General features: G+C 52.3%; 19 protein-coding genes. 13 read left to right on the top strand and 6 right to left on the bottom strand.

Annotation, left to right across the window (positions count from 1 at the left end; all coding sequences use genetic code 11):
- Window positions 1-15 precede the first annotated feature (15 nt).
- The 13 genes from OGY33_RS09510 (at window position 16) to OGY33_RS09570 (ending at window position 10,274) form a co-directional block, all read left to right on the top strand.
- Complete coding sequence (locus tag OGY33_RS09510) at window positions 16-480, top strand: BMC domain-containing protein (RefSeq protein ID WP_032943897.1); 465 nt, start codon at window positions 16-18, stop codon at window positions 478-480.
- On the top strand, window positions 480-1,112 hold the full coding sequence (locus OGY33_RS09515) for a phosphate propanoyltransferase (RefSeq protein ID WP_191238345.1): 633 nt from the start codon (window positions 480-482) through the stop codon (window positions 1,110-1,112). The genes OGY33_RS09510 and OGY33_RS09515 overlap by 1 nt, the downstream gene beginning before the upstream one ends.
- Window positions 1,109-1,600 (top strand): microcompartment protein PduM, encoded by a 492-nt coding sequence (gene pduM, locus OGY33_RS09520; RefSeq protein ID WP_048215998.1) that lies wholly within the window; start codon window positions 1,109-1,111, stop codon window positions 1,598-1,600. Before OGY33_RS09515 ends, pduM begins: the two co-directional genes overlap by 4 nt.
- A 3-nt stretch (window positions 1,601-1,603) precedes the next feature.
- Window positions 1,604-1,879 (top strand): EutN/CcmL family microcompartment protein, encoded by a 276-nt coding sequence (locus OGY33_RS09525; protein WP_003030211.1) that lies wholly within the window; start codon window positions 1,604-1,606, stop codon window positions 1,877-1,879.
- 8 nt (window positions 1,880-1,887) lie between these two features.
- Window positions 1,888-2,895, top strand: coding sequence for a two-domain cob(I)yrinic acid a,c-diamide adenosyltransferase PduO (gene pduO / locus OGY33_RS09530; protein WP_191238344.1), 1,008 nt, complete (start codon window positions 1,888-1,890; stop codon window positions 2,893-2,895).
- Window positions 2,892-4,277, top strand: coding sequence for a CoA-acylating propionaldehyde dehydrogenase PduP (pduP, locus tag OGY33_RS09535; RefSeq protein WP_191238343.1), 1,386 nt, complete (start codon window positions 2,892-2,894; stop codon window positions 4,275-4,277). Before pduO ends, pduP begins: the two co-directional genes overlap by 4 nt.
- Before the next feature lie 10 nt (window positions 4,278-4,287).
- A complete protein-coding gene (locus OGY33_RS09540; protein WP_103285496.1) occupies window positions 4,288-5,400 on the top strand; it encodes a 1-propanol dehydrogenase PduQ in 1,113 nt (370 codons plus the stop codon).
- Window positions 5,397-6,752 carry a cobalamin reductase PduS gene (pduS, locus tag OGY33_RS09545; RefSeq protein WP_191238342.1) on the top strand — a complete coding sequence of 452 codons (1,356 nt, stop codon included), beginning with the start codon at window positions 5,397-5,399 and terminating at the stop codon, window positions 6,750-6,752. Before OGY33_RS09540 ends, pduS begins: the two co-directional genes overlap by 4 nt.
- 2 nt (window positions 6,753-6,754) lie before the next feature.
- Window positions 6,755-7,309 carry a propanediol utilization microcompartment protein PduT gene (gene pduT, locus OGY33_RS09550; protein ID WP_191238341.1) on the top strand — a complete coding sequence of 185 codons (555 nt, stop codon included), beginning with the start codon at window positions 6,755-6,757 and terminating at the stop codon, window positions 7,307-7,309.
- Window positions 7,309-7,659: a propanediol utilization microcompartment protein PduU gene (gene pduU, locus OGY33_RS09555; RefSeq protein WP_008785151.1), complete on the top strand. Its 351-nt coding sequence runs from the start codon at window positions 7,309-7,311 to the stop codon at window positions 7,657-7,659. Before pduT ends, pduU begins: the two co-directional genes overlap by 1 nt.
- A 4-nt stretch (window positions 7,660-7,663) precedes the next feature.
- Complete coding sequence (gene pduV, locus OGY33_RS09560; RefSeq protein WP_008785152.1) at window positions 7,664-8,116, top strand: propanediol utilization protein PduV; 453 nt, start codon at window positions 7,664-7,666, stop codon at window positions 8,114-8,116.
- Window positions 8,101-9,315 (top strand): acetate/propionate family kinase, encoded by a 1,215-nt coding sequence (locus tag OGY33_RS09565; RefSeq protein ID WP_008785153.1) that lies wholly within the window; start codon window positions 8,101-8,103, stop codon window positions 9,313-9,315. The genes pduV and OGY33_RS09565 overlap by 16 nt, the downstream gene beginning before the upstream one ends.
- 92 nt (window positions 9,316-9,407) lie before the next feature.
- A complete protein-coding gene (locus OGY33_RS09570) occupies window positions 9,408-10,274 on the top strand; it encodes a GHMP family kinase ATP-binding protein (RefSeq protein WP_003834174.1) in 867 nt (288 codons plus the stop codon).
- 40 nt (window positions 10,275-10,314) lie between these two features.
- Here OGY33_RS09570 and OGY33_RS09575 read toward each other — a convergent pair whose 3' ends face one another.
- From OGY33_RS09575 to phsB, 6 genes are all read right to left on the bottom strand, one after another.
- Window positions 10,315-10,650 (bottom strand): DUF496 family protein, encoded by a 336-nt coding sequence (locus OGY33_RS09575; protein ID WP_003834176.1) that lies wholly within the window; start codon window positions 10,648-10,650, stop codon window positions 10,315-10,317.
- Between the two features lie 238 nt (window positions 10,651-10,888).
- Window positions 10,889-11,947 (bottom strand): FUSC family protein, encoded by a 1,059-nt coding sequence (locus OGY33_RS09580; RefSeq protein WP_191238340.1) that lies wholly within the window; start codon window positions 11,945-11,947, stop codon window positions 10,889-10,891.
- A 107-nt stretch (window positions 11,948-12,054) separates the two neighbouring features.
- A complete protein-coding gene (gene sbmC, locus OGY33_RS09585) occupies window positions 12,055-12,522 on the bottom strand; it encodes a DNA gyrase inhibitor SbmC (protein ID WP_008785156.1) in 468 nt (155 codons plus the stop codon).
- A 123-nt stretch (window positions 12,523-12,645) separates the two neighbouring features.
- Complete coding sequence (gene dacD / locus OGY33_RS09590; protein ID WP_048235085.1) at window positions 12,646-13,818, bottom strand: serine-type D-Ala-D-Ala carboxypeptidase DacD; 1,173 nt, start codon at window positions 13,816-13,818, stop codon at window positions 12,646-12,648.
- 139 nt (window positions 13,819-13,957) lie between these two features.
- Window positions 13,958-14,725 carry a thiosulfate reductase cytochrome B subunit gene (phsC, locus tag OGY33_RS09595; protein WP_191238339.1) on the bottom strand — a complete coding sequence of 256 codons (768 nt, stop codon included), beginning with the start codon at window positions 14,723-14,725 and terminating at the stop codon, window positions 13,958-13,960.
- Window positions 14,722-15,300: a thiosulfate reductase electron transport protein PhsB gene (phsB, locus tag OGY33_RS09600; RefSeq protein ID WP_048215988.1), complete on the bottom strand. Its 579-nt coding sequence runs from the start codon at window positions 15,298-15,300 to the stop codon at window positions 14,722-14,724. Before phsB ends, phsC begins: the two co-directional genes overlap by 4 nt.
- Between the last annotated feature and the right edge of the window lie 8 nt (window positions 15,301-15,308).

Raw genomic sequence — 15,308 nt, forward strand, 5'->3', positions numbered from 1 at the left:
ACCAAGGAGCACAGCGTGAAGCAATCACTGGGATTACTTGAAGTTAGTGGTCTGGCATTAGCCATCAGTTGCGCGGACGTCATGGCGAAAGCCGCCTCCATCACGCTGGTGGGCCTCGAAAAAACCAACGGCTCAGGCTGGACGGTGATCAAGATAATCGGGGATGTGGCCTCCGTCCAGGCGGCCATTTCCACCGGTGTCAGTTTCGCTGACCAGCGAGATGGACTGGTGGCTCACAAAGTCATTTCCAGACCCGGGGACGGGATCCTGTCGCATAGCGTTGTCCTGGAGCCTGAGCCAACGCCCGAACCCATACCAGCCGTACCGCATGAAGAGATATTTGTAGACCATGATGTACCCGAAGCACCGCAAGATGCAGAGTTGATTAGCTGCAATTTGTGTCTTGATCCTGCCTGCCCTCGTCAAAAAGGCGAGCCGCGCACGCTTTGTCTTCACTCTGGCAAACGAGGTGAAGCGTAATGGATAAACAGCAACTGGAGACCACTGTCGCTAAGGTTCTGGATGAAATGCGCGAGCGCCCGATTCCGCTGGGGATCTCTAATCGTCATATTCATCTGTGCGCTGAAGATTACGGTCGCTTGTTTCCCAATCACCCCATTAGTGAGAAAAAAGGGCTGCTGCAGCCGGGACAATATGCAGCAGAGCAGACTGTCACGCTGGTGGGGTCAAAAGGTCAGTTAAAAAATGTGCGTTTACTCGGCCCGCTGCGCAGTACCAGCCAGGTCGAAATTTCTCGTACCGACGCCCGCACGTTGGGAATTGCTGCTCCGCTGCGGATGTCGGGCAATATTCAGGGCACACCCGGTATTCGTCTCGTCAGCCCATTTGCTGAACTGGACTTAGCATCTGGGGTGATCGTCGCCCAACGGCATATCCATATGTCTCCGCTCGATGCTCTGATTCTGCGGGTTTCCCATGGTGATAAAGTCTCGGTTGCCATTAATGGCGATGAACGTCGACTGATTTTCGATAACGTCGCCGTACGCGTTTCGCCGGATATGCGCCTCGAAATGCATATCGATACAGACGAAGCCAATGCTGCAGGTGCTGATAATCCCCAGGCATTCGCCACACTGGTGACCTCACGATGAACAACGAACTGCTGCAACGCATTATCGAGGAGGTTGTTTCCCGATTAAAAAAACGCGCGGAAAGCACGCTCACTCTTAGCGTCGCGCAGTTACGGGAAATCGATTCACGGACAGTATGCTGCCAGTACTCGTCGCTCCATCTCCAGCAAGTGGACCTGCCATTACTGGAGCAAATTGCCGAAGGCTGCCCAGCCAACATGTCGGTGGTAACGATTCACGACGCACTAGCATGCGGAGTCCGCGTGAAAATTTCACTACAACACCGATTGTTACCCGCAATCCCCGTGAAAAAACTCGCACGTCTGCCGCTGGAGTTCAATGACGAACGGGGACGAATCATCTTTTTGCATCCTGAGAAGCTTCTCAGCTATGCCGACGTCGCCCAATTAAGGGATGGCGTACTGGTGTTGCGCCGTCGGTGTGTCGTGACGGCTCTGGCTCAGGAAGCAGTCAGTCTGCGAAATGTCCAACTAATTAAGCAGGAGTGAGCTATGCATCTGGCCCGGGTTACAGGCGTTGTGGTTTCCACGCAAAAATCCCCATCACTGGTGGGAAAAAAACTGTTGCTGGTACGTCGGGTAAGTGCTGACGGAGAGCTTCCTGCATCCCCGGTGAGTGGAGATGAAGTCGCTGTTGATTCTGTCGGCGCAGGGACCGGCGAACTGGTATTACTCAGCAGCGGATCCAGCGCCAGACACGTTTTTTCTGGCCCTAACGAGGCCATCGATCTGGCTATCGTCGGCATTGTCGACACGCTTTCTCGTTAGGAGGAACTATGGCGATTTATACCCGCACTGGTGATGCAGGAACAACAGCCCTCTTTACCGGACAGCGCGTGAGCAAAACGCATCCACGCGTGGAAGCCTACGGTACGCTGGACGAACTGAATGCGGCGCTAAGTCTGTGCATTTGTGCAGCGAAAAACCCGCAGCACCGGCAGTTACTTGAGAATATCCAGCTGCAGCTTTTTTGGTTCAGCGCCGAACTGGCAAGCGAAAGCGAAGAACCAACGCCAGAGCAGCGCTACATCAGCTCAGAAGAAATTGCGGCACTGGAAGCGGCCATCGATACCGCAATGGGAAGAGTACCGCCCCTGCGCAGCTTTATTCTACCTGGCCGCAGCGAAGCCGCCAGCCGGCTGCACTTTGCCCGTACGCTGGCACGCCGCGCAGAGAGACGACTGGTCGAGCTCTCCACCGAGATATCCGTCAGACACGTGCTGATGCGTTATATCAATCGCCTGTCCGACTGCTTATATGCAATTGCACGGGCAGAAGATCATGACGCACATCAAAACGACATCATTCAGAAAGTGGCTGAGCGCTATCTCGCTGCCGTTCAAGCACCAGCCATAAAGGAGCCGACTATGTCTCTGTCTTTTCAGGAGCTCCACCAACTCACTCGCGCTGCGGTGACGAGAGCAGAAGAACTTCAGGTTCCGGTCGTCATAAGCATTGTTGATGCGAACGGGACCCAAATGGTGGCCTGGCGCATGCCTGACGCTTTACTCGTGAGTAGCGAACTGGCACCCAAAAAGGCCTGGACTGCCGTGGCGATGAAAACCGCCACGCATGAGCTGACATCGGCAGTGCAACCCGGCGCTGCGCTTTACGGTCTGGAAAGCCATATGCAGGGAAAAGTCGTCACCTTCGGTGGCGGGTACGCATTATGGCGTGAGGGTTTACTCCTCGGGGGTCTTGGCATCAGCGGAGGAAGCGTTGAACAGGATATGGACATTGCAGAAACGGCCATTGCGGCGATTAACGTGAGAACACATCAATGAATACTTCAGAACTTGAAACCCTTATTCGTAACATTTTGAGTGAGCAACTCGCCCCGGCAAAAGCAGAAGTTCAGGGTAACGGTATTTTTCCGTCCGTTGGCGAAGCTATCGATGCAGCGCATCAGGCTTTTCTGCGTTACCAGCAATGTCCATTGAAAACCCGCAGCGCCATCATAAACGCCCTACGCGAAGAACTGACGCCTCATCTTGCTTCATTGGCCGCTGAGAGCGCAGCTGAAACAGGAATGGGCAACAAAGAGGATAAATTCCTCAAGAATAAAGCTGCGCTGGACAACACTCCAGGAATCGAAGATCTCACTACCACGGCGTTAACCGGTGACGGCGGCATGGTGTTATTCGAGTATTCCCCATTTGGCGTGATTGGTTCTGTCGCCCCCAGTACTAACCCGACAGAGACCATTATTAACAACAGCATCAGCATGCTGGCGGCAGGGAATAGCGTTTACTTCAGTCCGCATCCGGGTGCTAAAAAGGTTTCACTCAAGCTGATTGCCATGATTGAAGATATTGCTTTCCGTTGCTGCGGAATTCGTAATCTTGTCGTTACGGTCACAGAACCCACCTTTGAGGCTACCCAGCAGATGATGGCGCACCCTAAAATCGCAGTTCTGGCGATTACCGGTGGCCCAGGCATTGTTGCTATGGGCATGAAAAGCGGGAAAAAAGTCATCGGCGCAGGCGCAGGAAATCCACCCTGCATTGTTGATGAAACGGCCGACCTGGTTAAGGCGGCGGAAGATATCATCAATGGCGCATCCTTTGATTACAACCTCCCCTGCATTGCTGAGAAGAGCCTGATTGTTGTTGATGCCGTTGCCGAACGACTGGTTCAACAGATGCAGTCTTTTGGTGCGATGCTTCTCAATAGCGAAGAGGTAGACAAACTGCGCGCTGTCTGTCTACCAGAAGGCATAGCCAATAAAAAACTGGTAGGTAAAAGCCCAGCAACCTTACTGGAAGCAGCAGGAATACCGGTTCCGGCAAAAGCACCTCGATTACTGACAGGCATCGTCAAGGCTGACGACCCGTGGGTTACCAGCGAGCAATTGATGCCAATGCTCCCCGTCGTAACGGTGAGCGATTTTGACAATGCATTAACGTTGGCCCTGAAAGTTGAAGAGGGATTGCATCACACCGCCATTATGCATTCGCAAAATGTGTCACGTTTGAACCTTGCCGCGCGCACGCTTCAGACCTCCATCTTTGTGAAAAATGGCCCCTCTTACGCCGGGATCGGCGTTGGTGGCGAAGGTTTTACAACCTTCACTATTGCGACGCCAACCGGTGAAGGAACAACATCTGCGCGCACTTTCGCACGCTCTCGTCGTTGCGTGCTGACAAACGGTTTTTCTATTCGCTAATGGGGCCGTTATGAATAGCTTTTCACTGCAAACTCGATTGTACAGCGGCCAGGGAAGTCTGGATGTGCTCAAGCGTTTCACGAATAAGCATATCTGGATTATTTGCGATGGTTTTCTCGCGCGTTCTCCCCTGATTGAAAAGCTGCGCAACGCTCTGCCAGCGGATAACCGCATCAGCATTTTCAGCGATATCACCCCCGATCCCACCATCGGTACGGTAGTACAAGGGATTGCACAAATGCAGTCCCTGCGACCGGACGTCGTGATGGGTTTTGGTGGCGGCTCAGCACTGGACGCCGCAAAAGCCATCGTCTGGTTCAGCCGACAGTTCGGTATTGAAATTGAAACCTGTGTCGCAATTCCCACCACCAGCGGCACAGGCTCCGAGGTAACCAGTGCCTGCGTGATTAGCGATCCGGATAAAGGCATTAAATATCCATTGTTTAATAATGCGCTTTACCCGGACATGGCCATCCTTGATCCAACGTTGGTCGTCAGCGTACCACCTGCCATCACCGCGAATACCGGCATGGACGTGTTAACGCATGCGCTGGAGGCTTACGTGTCCACGAAGGCCAGCGACTTCACAGACGCACTGGCTGAAAAAGCCGCTCAAATCGTCTTCCAGTACCTGCCTGTCGCCGTCAGCAAAGGCGACTGTCTGGCAACCAGGGGGAAAATGCACAATGCATCAACGCTCGCGGGAATGGCATTTAGTCAGGCTGGACTGGGGATCAATCATGCGATTGCCCATCAATTGGGTGGTCAGTTTCATCTGCCGCATGGACTTGCCAATGCGCTGCTGCTGACCCATGTCATTCATTTTAATGCCCGCGATCCGCGAGCTGCGAAGCGCTATGCCCGTTTTGCTAAAGCCTGCCACCTATGCCCGGATAACGCGAACGATACAGCGGCATTGAATGCGCTCATTCATCATATCGAGCTACTCAAAAAACAGTGTGCGTTGCCTTCTTTTGTTGACGCGCTTAAAGACGGAAAGCAAGCCTGGTCACAACGTATCCCATTGATGGTTCAGGCCGCGCTGGCTGACGTCACGCTGCAAACCAATCCTCGTGTTGCCGATGCCAGTGCCATGCAGGAACTGCTTGAGGAATTATTATGAAGACAGCCATGACGGCAGAGTCCACGCTTTATGATGCACAGACCATTCGCGAACGCGTTCGCGCAGCGGGTGTTGTCGGCGCCGGAGGCGCAGGCTTTCCTACTCACGTAAAATTACAGGCGCAGGTCGATACCTTTCTGGTCAATGCGGCTGAATGTGAGCCAATGCTGAAAGTTGACCAGCAGTTGATGGCCGTCCAGGCTGAGCGACTTATCCGCGGCGTTCAATATGCCATGACGGCGACGGGAGCCAGTGCCGGAATTATTGCGCTCAAGGAGAAATACCAAGGTGCTATCAATGCATTAACGCCCCTTCTACCTGCCGGGATCCGCTTACATATTTTGCCTGATGTCTACCCGGCTGGTGACGAGGTTCTGACCATCTGGATGGCAACAGGTCGGAGAGTTCCGCCTGCCGCGCTGCCGGTCAGCGTCGGTGTGGTGGTCAATAACGTTCAGACCGTGCTCAACATCGCCAGAGCAGTTGAGCAGCAGTACCCCGTGACGCGTCGTACCCTGACTGTTAACGGCGCAGTCGCCAGTCCCATCACACTCACTGTCCCTATCGGAATGTCTTTACGTGACGTTCTGGCGCTGGCCGGTGGCGCAACCGTTGACGATCCCGGCTTTATTAACGGTGGTCCGATGATGGGCGGCCTGATTACTTCACTGGATACCCCCGTAAGCAAGACCACCGGGGGCCTGCTGGTTTTGCCTAAGTCTCATGCGTTAATTCAGCGGCGGATGCAGGATGAACGCACCGTGCTTTCTGTAGCAAAAACCGTTTGCGAGCAGTGCCGTTTGTGTACGGATTTGTGCCCAAGGCATTTGATCGGCCATGAGTTATCCCCGCACCTGTTGGTTCGTGCGGTTAATTATCAGCAGGCGGCCACACCACAGCTGCTGCTCACCGCCCTGACCTGTTCAGAATGCAATGTGTGTGAAAGCGTAGCCTGCCCGGTTGGGATTTCACCGATGCGCATCAACCGTATGCTGAAACGCGAGCTGCGGGCGCTCAACCATCGTTATGAAGGGCCGCTAAATCCTGAGGATGAAATGGCGAAATACCGGTTGATCCCGGTTAAGCGCCTTATTACCAAACTGGGTCTTAGCGACTGGTATCACGATGCGCCACGGGCTGAGACTGATTATTCCACAGATAAAACGACGCTGTTGTTACGCCAGCATATTGGTGCCAGCGCCATCCCATGTGTAGAACAAGGCGAACGCGTTGTTCGCGGTCAATGCGTTGCCGATGTGCCGTCCGGTGCATTAGGCGCGCCTGTTCACGCCAGCATTGACGGTATTGTCAGCGAAATCACTGAGCAATCTATCACGGTAATTAGAGGTTAATCATGTCTCAGGCTATAGGGATTTTAGAACTCACCAGCATTGCCAAAGGGATGGAAGCGGGTGATGCCATGTTAAAAAGCGCGAATGTGAATTTACTGGTCAGCAAGACCATCTGCCCGGGAAAATTTCTACTCATGCTCGGTGGTGACGTAGGTGCCGTACAACAGGCGATTGCCACTGGAACATCTCTTGCTGGCGATATGCTCGTTGACAGTCTGGTACTCCCCAACATTCATGCCAGCGTACTCCCCGCAATCAGCGGACTAAACAGCGTGGATAAGCGTCAGGCTGTTGGTATTGTCGAAACATGGAGCGTTGCTGCCTGCATCTGCGCCGCCGACCGGGCGGTTAAAGCCTCCAACGTCACGCTGGTACGCGTCCATATGGCATTTGGTATTGGCGGCAAGTGCTACATGGTCGTTGCTGGCGATGTATCCGATGTGAATAACGCAGTGACGGTTGCCAGTGAAAGTGCGGGTGAAAAAGGCCTGCTGGTTTACCGCTCTGTCATACCCCGCACGCATGAAAGCATGTGGCGACAAATGGTGGAGGGATAATGGAAAGACAACCCACCACGGATCGAATGATTCAGGAATATGTACCAGGCAAACAGGTCACGCTGGCGCATCTTATTGCTAATCCAGGTAAAGATTTGTTCAAGAAGCTGGGATTACCAGATGCGGTTTCCGCAATCGGTATTCTGACCATTACCCCCAGCGAAGCCTCAATCATCGCCTGTGATATCGCCACGAAATCAGGGGCGGTAGAGATTGGTTTTCTCGACCGGTTTACCGGTGCGGTGGTACTGACGGGTGATGTTTCCGCCGTTGAGTACGCGCTGAAACAGGTAACCCGAACGCTGGGCGAAATGATGCGTTTTACCGCGTGTCCCATCACCCGGACGTAATCTCATGAAACGTATCATGCTAATTGGCCCCAGCCAGTGCGGTAAAACATCGCTCACGCAGTGCATGCGGGGAGAAGCGCTTCACTATCAGAAGACCCAGGCCATAGTCTGGTCTCCTACGACAATAGACACACCGGGTGAATATCTTGAGAACCGCTGCCTGTACAGCGCGCTGCTGGCCAGCGCCTGTGAAGCAGACATTATTGCGCTGGTACTCAATGCTGACGCGCCGTGGTCACCATTTTCTCCCGGTTTTACCGGACCAATGAACCGACCCGTTATTGGCCTCGTTACCAAAGCCGATTTAGCCAATCCGCAGCGTATTTCTCTTGTGGAGAGTTGGTTAGTTCAGGCTGGTGCGCAAAAAGTATTTGTCACCAGCGCGCTGGAGAATACTGGGGTCGATGAGATGTTCATTTTTCTGAATGCAAAGGAACCTTCATGTCTCACAAAATAATGGCCATTAATGCAGGTAGTTCCTCGCTTAAATTTCAACTACTGGCGATGCCGCAGGGTGAAATGATCTGTCAGGGGTTGATTGAACGTATCGGTTTGTCTGATGCGCAGGTCACCCTAAAAACGCCAGCGCAGAAATGGCAGGAGACTTTGCCCGTAGCCGATCACCGTGAAGCCGTAACGTTGCTCCTGGAAAAACTGCTCAACCACCACATTATCAACAGTCTGGAAGAGATCGACGGCGTGGGTCATCGCGTCGCGCACGGCGGAGAATCTTTTAAAGACTCCGCACTGGTAACTGATGAAACGCTGGCAGAAATCGAGCGACTCGCGGAACTGGCCCCTCTGCATAACCCGGTAAATGCGTTGGGGATCGCGGTATTCCGCCAGCTATTGCCCAAAACACCAGCCGTTGCGGTGTTCGACACCGCCTTTCATCAAACGCTTGATGAGCCTTCTTTCATCTATCCCCTGCCCTGGCGTTACTATGCAGAGTTGGGTATTCGTCGCTATGGTTTTCATGGTACCAGCCACAAATACGTTAGCTCACAGCTTGCTGAAAAACTGGGTGTACCACTCAGCGCCCTGCGCGTTGTTTGTTGTCATCTGGGCAACGGCAGCAGCATCTGCGCCATCAAAGGCGGACAATCGGTGAATACGTCAATGGGCTTTACGCCGCAGTCTGGCGTGATGATGGGCACGCGAAGTGGCGATATCGATCCGTCCATTTTACCGTGGATTGCCCTGCGAGAAGGCAAAACACCGCAGCAGCTCAACCAATTGCTCAACAATGAGTCCGGATTGCTCGGTGTTTCTGGCATCTCACCTGACTACCGCGACGTTGAACATGCCGCAGATACGGGCAATCACCAGGCGGCGCTGGCATTGACGCTTTTTGCTGAGCGCATTCGTGCCACCATTGGTAGCTATATTATGCAGATGGGCGGTCTGGATGCCCTGGTGTTTACCGGTGGTATTGGCGAAAACTCCGCACGGGCGCGCGCTGCGATTTGTCGTAATCTGAATTTCCTGGGGCTGGCCGTTGATGAGGAAAAAAATCAGCGTAATGCCACCTTCATTCAGACGGAAAATGCGATGGTCAAAGTGGCGGTGATTAATACCAATGAAGAGCTGATGATTGCGCAAGACGTTATGCGTTTAGCGATATCTGAAACTGTGACATTGGGCATTCCTGCATAATACTGCCGCACCGCAAATTGCGGCAAATCATGGTAATAGCGCGATCGCCATGACACTATGCGCCGAAGATTTCTGATCACATAGGTGAAGACGTGGCTGTTGCGCAATGTCCCGCATCGTGCGGAGAACTTATCCAGGGCTGGATTCTGGGCAGTGAGAAATTGGTCTCCTGCCCGGTTGAATGGTATAGCACCGTTGAGGTCACTTCAGGTTCACCGCTGACAGATGAACGTCCACTTTCGCGGGCGATGGTTGAGAGGTTATTGCTGCACTGGCAATACCCGGCACAAATGAGTCAGGATATTCGAATTGATGTCCAGTCAACCATTCCTGTCGCTAAAGGGATGGCCAGCAGCACAGCGGATATCGCCGCCACGGCAATCGCCACGGCGCAGTATCTGGGGCATCAGCTAGACGAATCCACTCTGGCGCAGCTTTGCGTTTCGCTGGAACCTACCGACAGCACCGTTTTCCGCCAGCTTACTCTGTTCGATCATAACGACGCCTCCACGCAAATTGCCTGTGAAGCCCAGCCTCAACTCGATCTGCTGGTTCTCGAAAGTCCGGAAACCTTGCTTACTGCTGATTATCACCGTACTCCACGCCAGTCAGGGTTACTGGCAGGCGCTCCAGCGCTGAAACGCGCATGGGAAAAGGTACAGGAAGCCTGTATCAGTCAAAATCCTTATCGGATGGGTGAAGCCGCCACGCTGAGCGCGATCGCCAGCCAGTTGCTGTTACCTAAACCAAATTTTGATTCACTTTTAGCGCTGGTAGAAGAATGTGATTTATACGGTGTCAACGTTGCGCACAGTGGCAGCGTAGTCGGTCTGATGCTCGACAGAAAGCGTCATGATGTGGACTACATTAAATGGATGCTGACGCAGAAAAAATTAACGGAACACTGGCCGGAACAGCATTTGTTGCGGATGGTAACTGGCGGGGTCGAACTGCAATAAGGGCCGCCGCTATGCAGCGACCCGGACAAGCATAAAATCGTTACTCGGCTTTCGCTTCGCCGTTTTTCACTTCGCCCATCGCTTTCAGCTTTTTAGAGATGTCGCGGCGCTCTTTAGAGATCTCAGCGTTTTTGATGATGTAATCATCAACACGATCTTCATAATCGCTTTTCATGCTGGCGATAATGCCCTGAATCGCTTCCACGCTCATTCCAGGCTTGATGTAGTCGCTCAGGTTGTCCAGCAGCAGAACACGTTTCTGGTTGTCACGGATCTTTTTCTCAACGTCCTGGATTTCACGTTGCAGTTTGTTTTTACGACGGAACAGACGAACAAATTCCAGCACGTCCTGGAAAGAAGGCTTGGTAGTTTCCATTTTTACACCCCTGATAATGTGAGATTCGGATTCGTTAAAACAACGGCTAAAGTGGGTCAACATTACTTTCATGCCCGCCATACTTCAAGTTGCATCTGCATCGACCATGCATGGTTGAAACCTGAATTATCGAGGGTAAAGCCATTGCAGTTACCAATGGTTTTAGCCTTTTTCAGTATCATACCTCTAATCGTTGCTGAATCGAAGCAGCAGTAGAACCAATCCCCTCATCTGCTCTTTATTTGCGCAGCGCGCGACAGATCAAATGAGAGAGCAACTCCAGCTGTCGCGCCATTTCCATATTTAGCCAAACGTAGCCGTGAATGGGCGTTTCAGCGACATTATCGCCCTTATGCTCAGCAATAAGCTGACGTAACTCCACCACGGTGTCATTGAGTTTTTCCGTATTGGCAAGCACCGGTTGTGGATTACCTTCATACAATGCGTGGGTTATCGTCAGTAGCGCCTGTTGTGTCCTGAGCTGTGTTTCACGCAAAGTATACGCATTCAACATGACAAAGTGGCTGGTACGGCTGGCCCAGAGCGCATTGATTTGCAGCTCAAGCATGCAGACCAGGTTACGATTAACCGTCTGAATAGCTTCAAAGATGGATTTTTGAATGCGGGTTTCTTTGCTGGCAGGAACGATGAGCCCACGCATTTTGACAACATCACTTAAAAGCTGTTGTAAATGCTTCTCCAGTCGCGGTTGCTCCAGCAGGTTGGGAGATAGCGCAGCCTGATACACCCGATTGTACCCCGTTACGCAATGCGCCAGCTGAATTCGCCAGTGTATAAATGCCCGCTGCGGCCAGATACCGGTAAACAGCATTGCCAGTAATGAACCCAGAATAACATCGCCACCACGCCATAACGCTGTGTTCATATCTCCAGCGGGGGCACCCACAACGACCGCAAGCGTTATACCAATCAGCAACGCCTGATACGGCTTTTTACCCAGTGCCAGCCAGCCGCAGAGAAACATCGCCACCGCGCACCATATCAGCATTAGCGGAAGTGAAAAGAGCTCCAGACGAAGAGCCACCAGCCCAAGTACCGAACCCAGAATTGTCCCGCCAATACGCTCAAACGCTCTGGGGACAACGTTCCCCCAAAAGGAAATAGGCCCCATAATTACCACCAACGTAATCAGAGGCCATGTACCTTCAGGAATGTTCAACAGGCGAACCAACAGAAAAGTAAAAAGAAACGCCAGCGCAATGCGAACACCATGCACCACACGATAATGACGATACAAACGAATTTCAAAAGGACTCAGTGACTTATCTGCACGCACTCATGCACTCCGTCAGGGAATTGCAAAGAACAGAATTGTACCTGTTTTTTGAGTGAAAACATCACCCTGATGACCAGGACATTCATCCTGATTTACACCAAAAACAGTTACTTCGACTGTACCGGCACGTACATTTCAATGTCCCAGTAGCCGTCCTCCATGCCATTGTTCATATAAACTTCAAAGCAAGGTTTAGCGGCTATCGCATACGTCGAATCCTGCAGCAGGCGCTCAAAGAACTGATACCACGGCGTCGCGAAGTCATGATTTTCAACGCGCGCAACGGCGATAGCATAGTCGCCCCCCGCCAGTTCGGTCTGGATCACCCCTTCGCTGTTTTCTGGGATCTCAAAACCTTCAGGCACAGACACCACGGTATCACAACGCAGTTTTTCCGCCGGAACAACGTCAGGATTGTCGTAATAAACAGCTATCCATTCCAGCGGTACGATCTGCTTACCGTCGACCCACATCATTAACTGCTCGAAACCCTGCTTTACCGTTTGTTCCCACGGTCCAACCATATGGAAACCGGCAATTATGCGTTTCTCAACCTGCTTTATCTCGTACTCCATATAACCTCCGTTATTACACTGTATTTATATACAGTGTAATTTTTAGGTATGACGGCCACAAGGAATCAGTGATTATTATGTGAGCAGATTCGCACTCTTGCCAGTCAGGCACATCAGGAAAAACTACGCCTTGTGGTGGAAGTAATCGCTCAAACGCGAGAAGACGCCGCCTTCGTTGACAGACTCCAGCGTAACCAGAGGCCAGTGCGCCACCAGTTTATCCCGATCGTAGAGTTCAATTTCCCCCACACGTTGATGGGCAGCAATGGGGGCAACCAGTTCTTTCTTATCAAGAACATATTTTGCCTTGATATTAGCGACTTCGGCTTTAGGCAGGGCCATCCAGAAATCCTGCTCTGTGCCAAGGCTAATTTTTTCTTTATCGCCGTACCAGATCCGTTCAATACCAACCTGCTTACCGCTACGTAATACCTGCACGGTATCGAAGTTCTGTTGTCCCCATTGCAGCAGTTTTCGCGCCTGGTCTTCACGCCCTTTCGCACTCTCCGCCCCCATCACAACTGCAATCAGGCGGCGCTGCCCATCAACGGCAGAAGCAATCAGGTTGAATCCAGCGCCGGAGGTATGTCCTGTCTTCAGACCATCGACGTTCATAGTTTTATCCCACAACAAACCGTTACGGTTTTGCTGCGTGATTCCGTTCCAGGTAAGGCTTTTTTCACTGTACATATGGTAGAAATCCGGCTCTCCATGGATGATAGCTCTCGACAGCACGGCCAGATCGTATGCTGAGCTGTGCTGACCTGGCGCATCCAGACCATGTACCGTTTCAAAATGCGTGTCCCGCAAGTTCAGCTTTTGCACATAGCTGTTCATCATCGCGACAAACTGCGGCTGCCCTCCGGCGATGTAATCCGCCAGCGCCACGCAGGCATCATTACCGGAATCAACAATTAGCCCGCGACTCAGGTCGCGCACAGAAACGCGATCACCTTCTTTCAGGAACATTAAGGATGAACCGACGAATACCGGATTATCTTTCGCCCAGGCATCGCGCCCTACGGTGACAATATCTGTCGGACTAATACGCTTGCTGTCGATTGCGCGATCGACAACATATCCGGTCATCAGCTTGGTCAGGCTGGCAGGGTTGCGCTGCTGGTGTTCATTTCCGGCTGTCAGGATTTGGCCCGTGGTGTAATCCATTAATACCCACGCACCGGCATTAATTGCCGGAGGCTGTGGAGCGAAACTGGCGACGTCGGTCGCGTACGCGGGCGAAAAACTCATCGCAAATAGTGAAGCGGCAATAAACAAACGGCGTTTCAACAGCATGTCCTCAGGAAATGGAGAAATAGCCGTTCTTTTTACGGAAGTTCTGGCGAACAAACATGGATAAATTGCAAGAAAATGTGACATAAGGCACATTTTCTTGCTGTAAGGAAAGGATTTCAGAATTCGACCGCGTCTGACGTTACCCTTTGCGCGGTGCCGTTTCTGCGTGATGGCTGCGATGACGATGATAGCCATCTATCATGCTGCGGAAAATTTGCCCCGGAGTGTCACCCAGCGTGCACAGGTAAATATGTGCACAGATGAACAGTAAGCCGACAATCGCCAACACCATATGCAGCACCAGCATCACAGGCCCTGCCCCTATTACCTGCGGGTAGAGGCATAACAACCCGGTGATGATTAGCAGCGGAACCAGCGCATACATGATGGCCAGATAAGCCAGCTGTTGTAGCGGGTTAAATTTACTCTCTGCCGTTGCGGCAAACGGGTGTGATTCACCCTTCATGATGCCATACAGATAAAAGCGCGTTTGCAACAAGCAGCGTGATATCAACCCATTAAACGTCACCCGGTAATGACAACCGTTGCCGCTGATTGCGTTGATTAGCACAAAACCAACCCAGAAGGCCAACAAGGCGAAACCGCACCAGGTATGTACCTGCACCATCAATGCCACCGGTCCGACAGAGAAGTGACCAAACAGGCCACTCAGCAAAAGCAGGATAAAAAGCAACGCATTACCCCAGTGCCAGCGGCGGACTGCCAGAGAATAGAGGTAATCCCGGTGCTCTTCTCCGGTTGCCGTCTTGGGTGCCAGCATCCGACGTAACAGCGCGTGCATAACCAAGCCCGCAATCATCAGCACAACAACAACGCCTGCATAAATGAGCCACAGCGGCCAGTAGTCCGGCGCATAGTTAAGCTCTGCTCCCCAGATAGAATTCATGCTTTACCCTCCTGATGGATCTCTTTACGCCGATAAACACTCACCGGACCGCTACGCGTATCCTGCTGGCGATAAACCTCTTTTTGATTTATCCAGTGCTGAATTTCCGGATCGTCACGACGACCAAATTTCAGCGCATCCGTCGGACAAACGGAAACGCAGGCGGGCGAGTGACCGCTCTCGAGTCGGGTATCTGCGCAGAAGTTACATTTGTCAGCAATTCCCGTTTGCGGATTGAGATAACGGACATGGAACGGACAAGCGGCAACGCAGTAGTCACAGCCAATACAGCGAGACTTATCCACTTGCACAATGCCATTTTCGTCGCGAAATGATGCACCGGTCGGACAAACGCTGACACACGGCGCATCTTCACAATGCTGACAGGAAACGCGAACAAACTGGAAGTGGGACAGCACCTCGGGTTCATGTTCGGGTGAACGGATCTGCACCTGTAGACGGCTAAATCCCTCTGGCACATCATTCAGAACTTTGCAGGCAACCGTGCATGCCTGACAGCCGATACAGCGTTTCTCGTCATGCAGCATGACATAAGGGTTTGTAGATTGATTCATGATGTTCT

It is taken from the genome of Citrobacter sp. Cpo032, from assembly GCF_030332975.1.
Lineage (GTDB): Bacteria > Pseudomonadota > Gammaproteobacteria > Enterobacterales > Enterobacteriaceae > Citrobacter > Citrobacter portucalensis.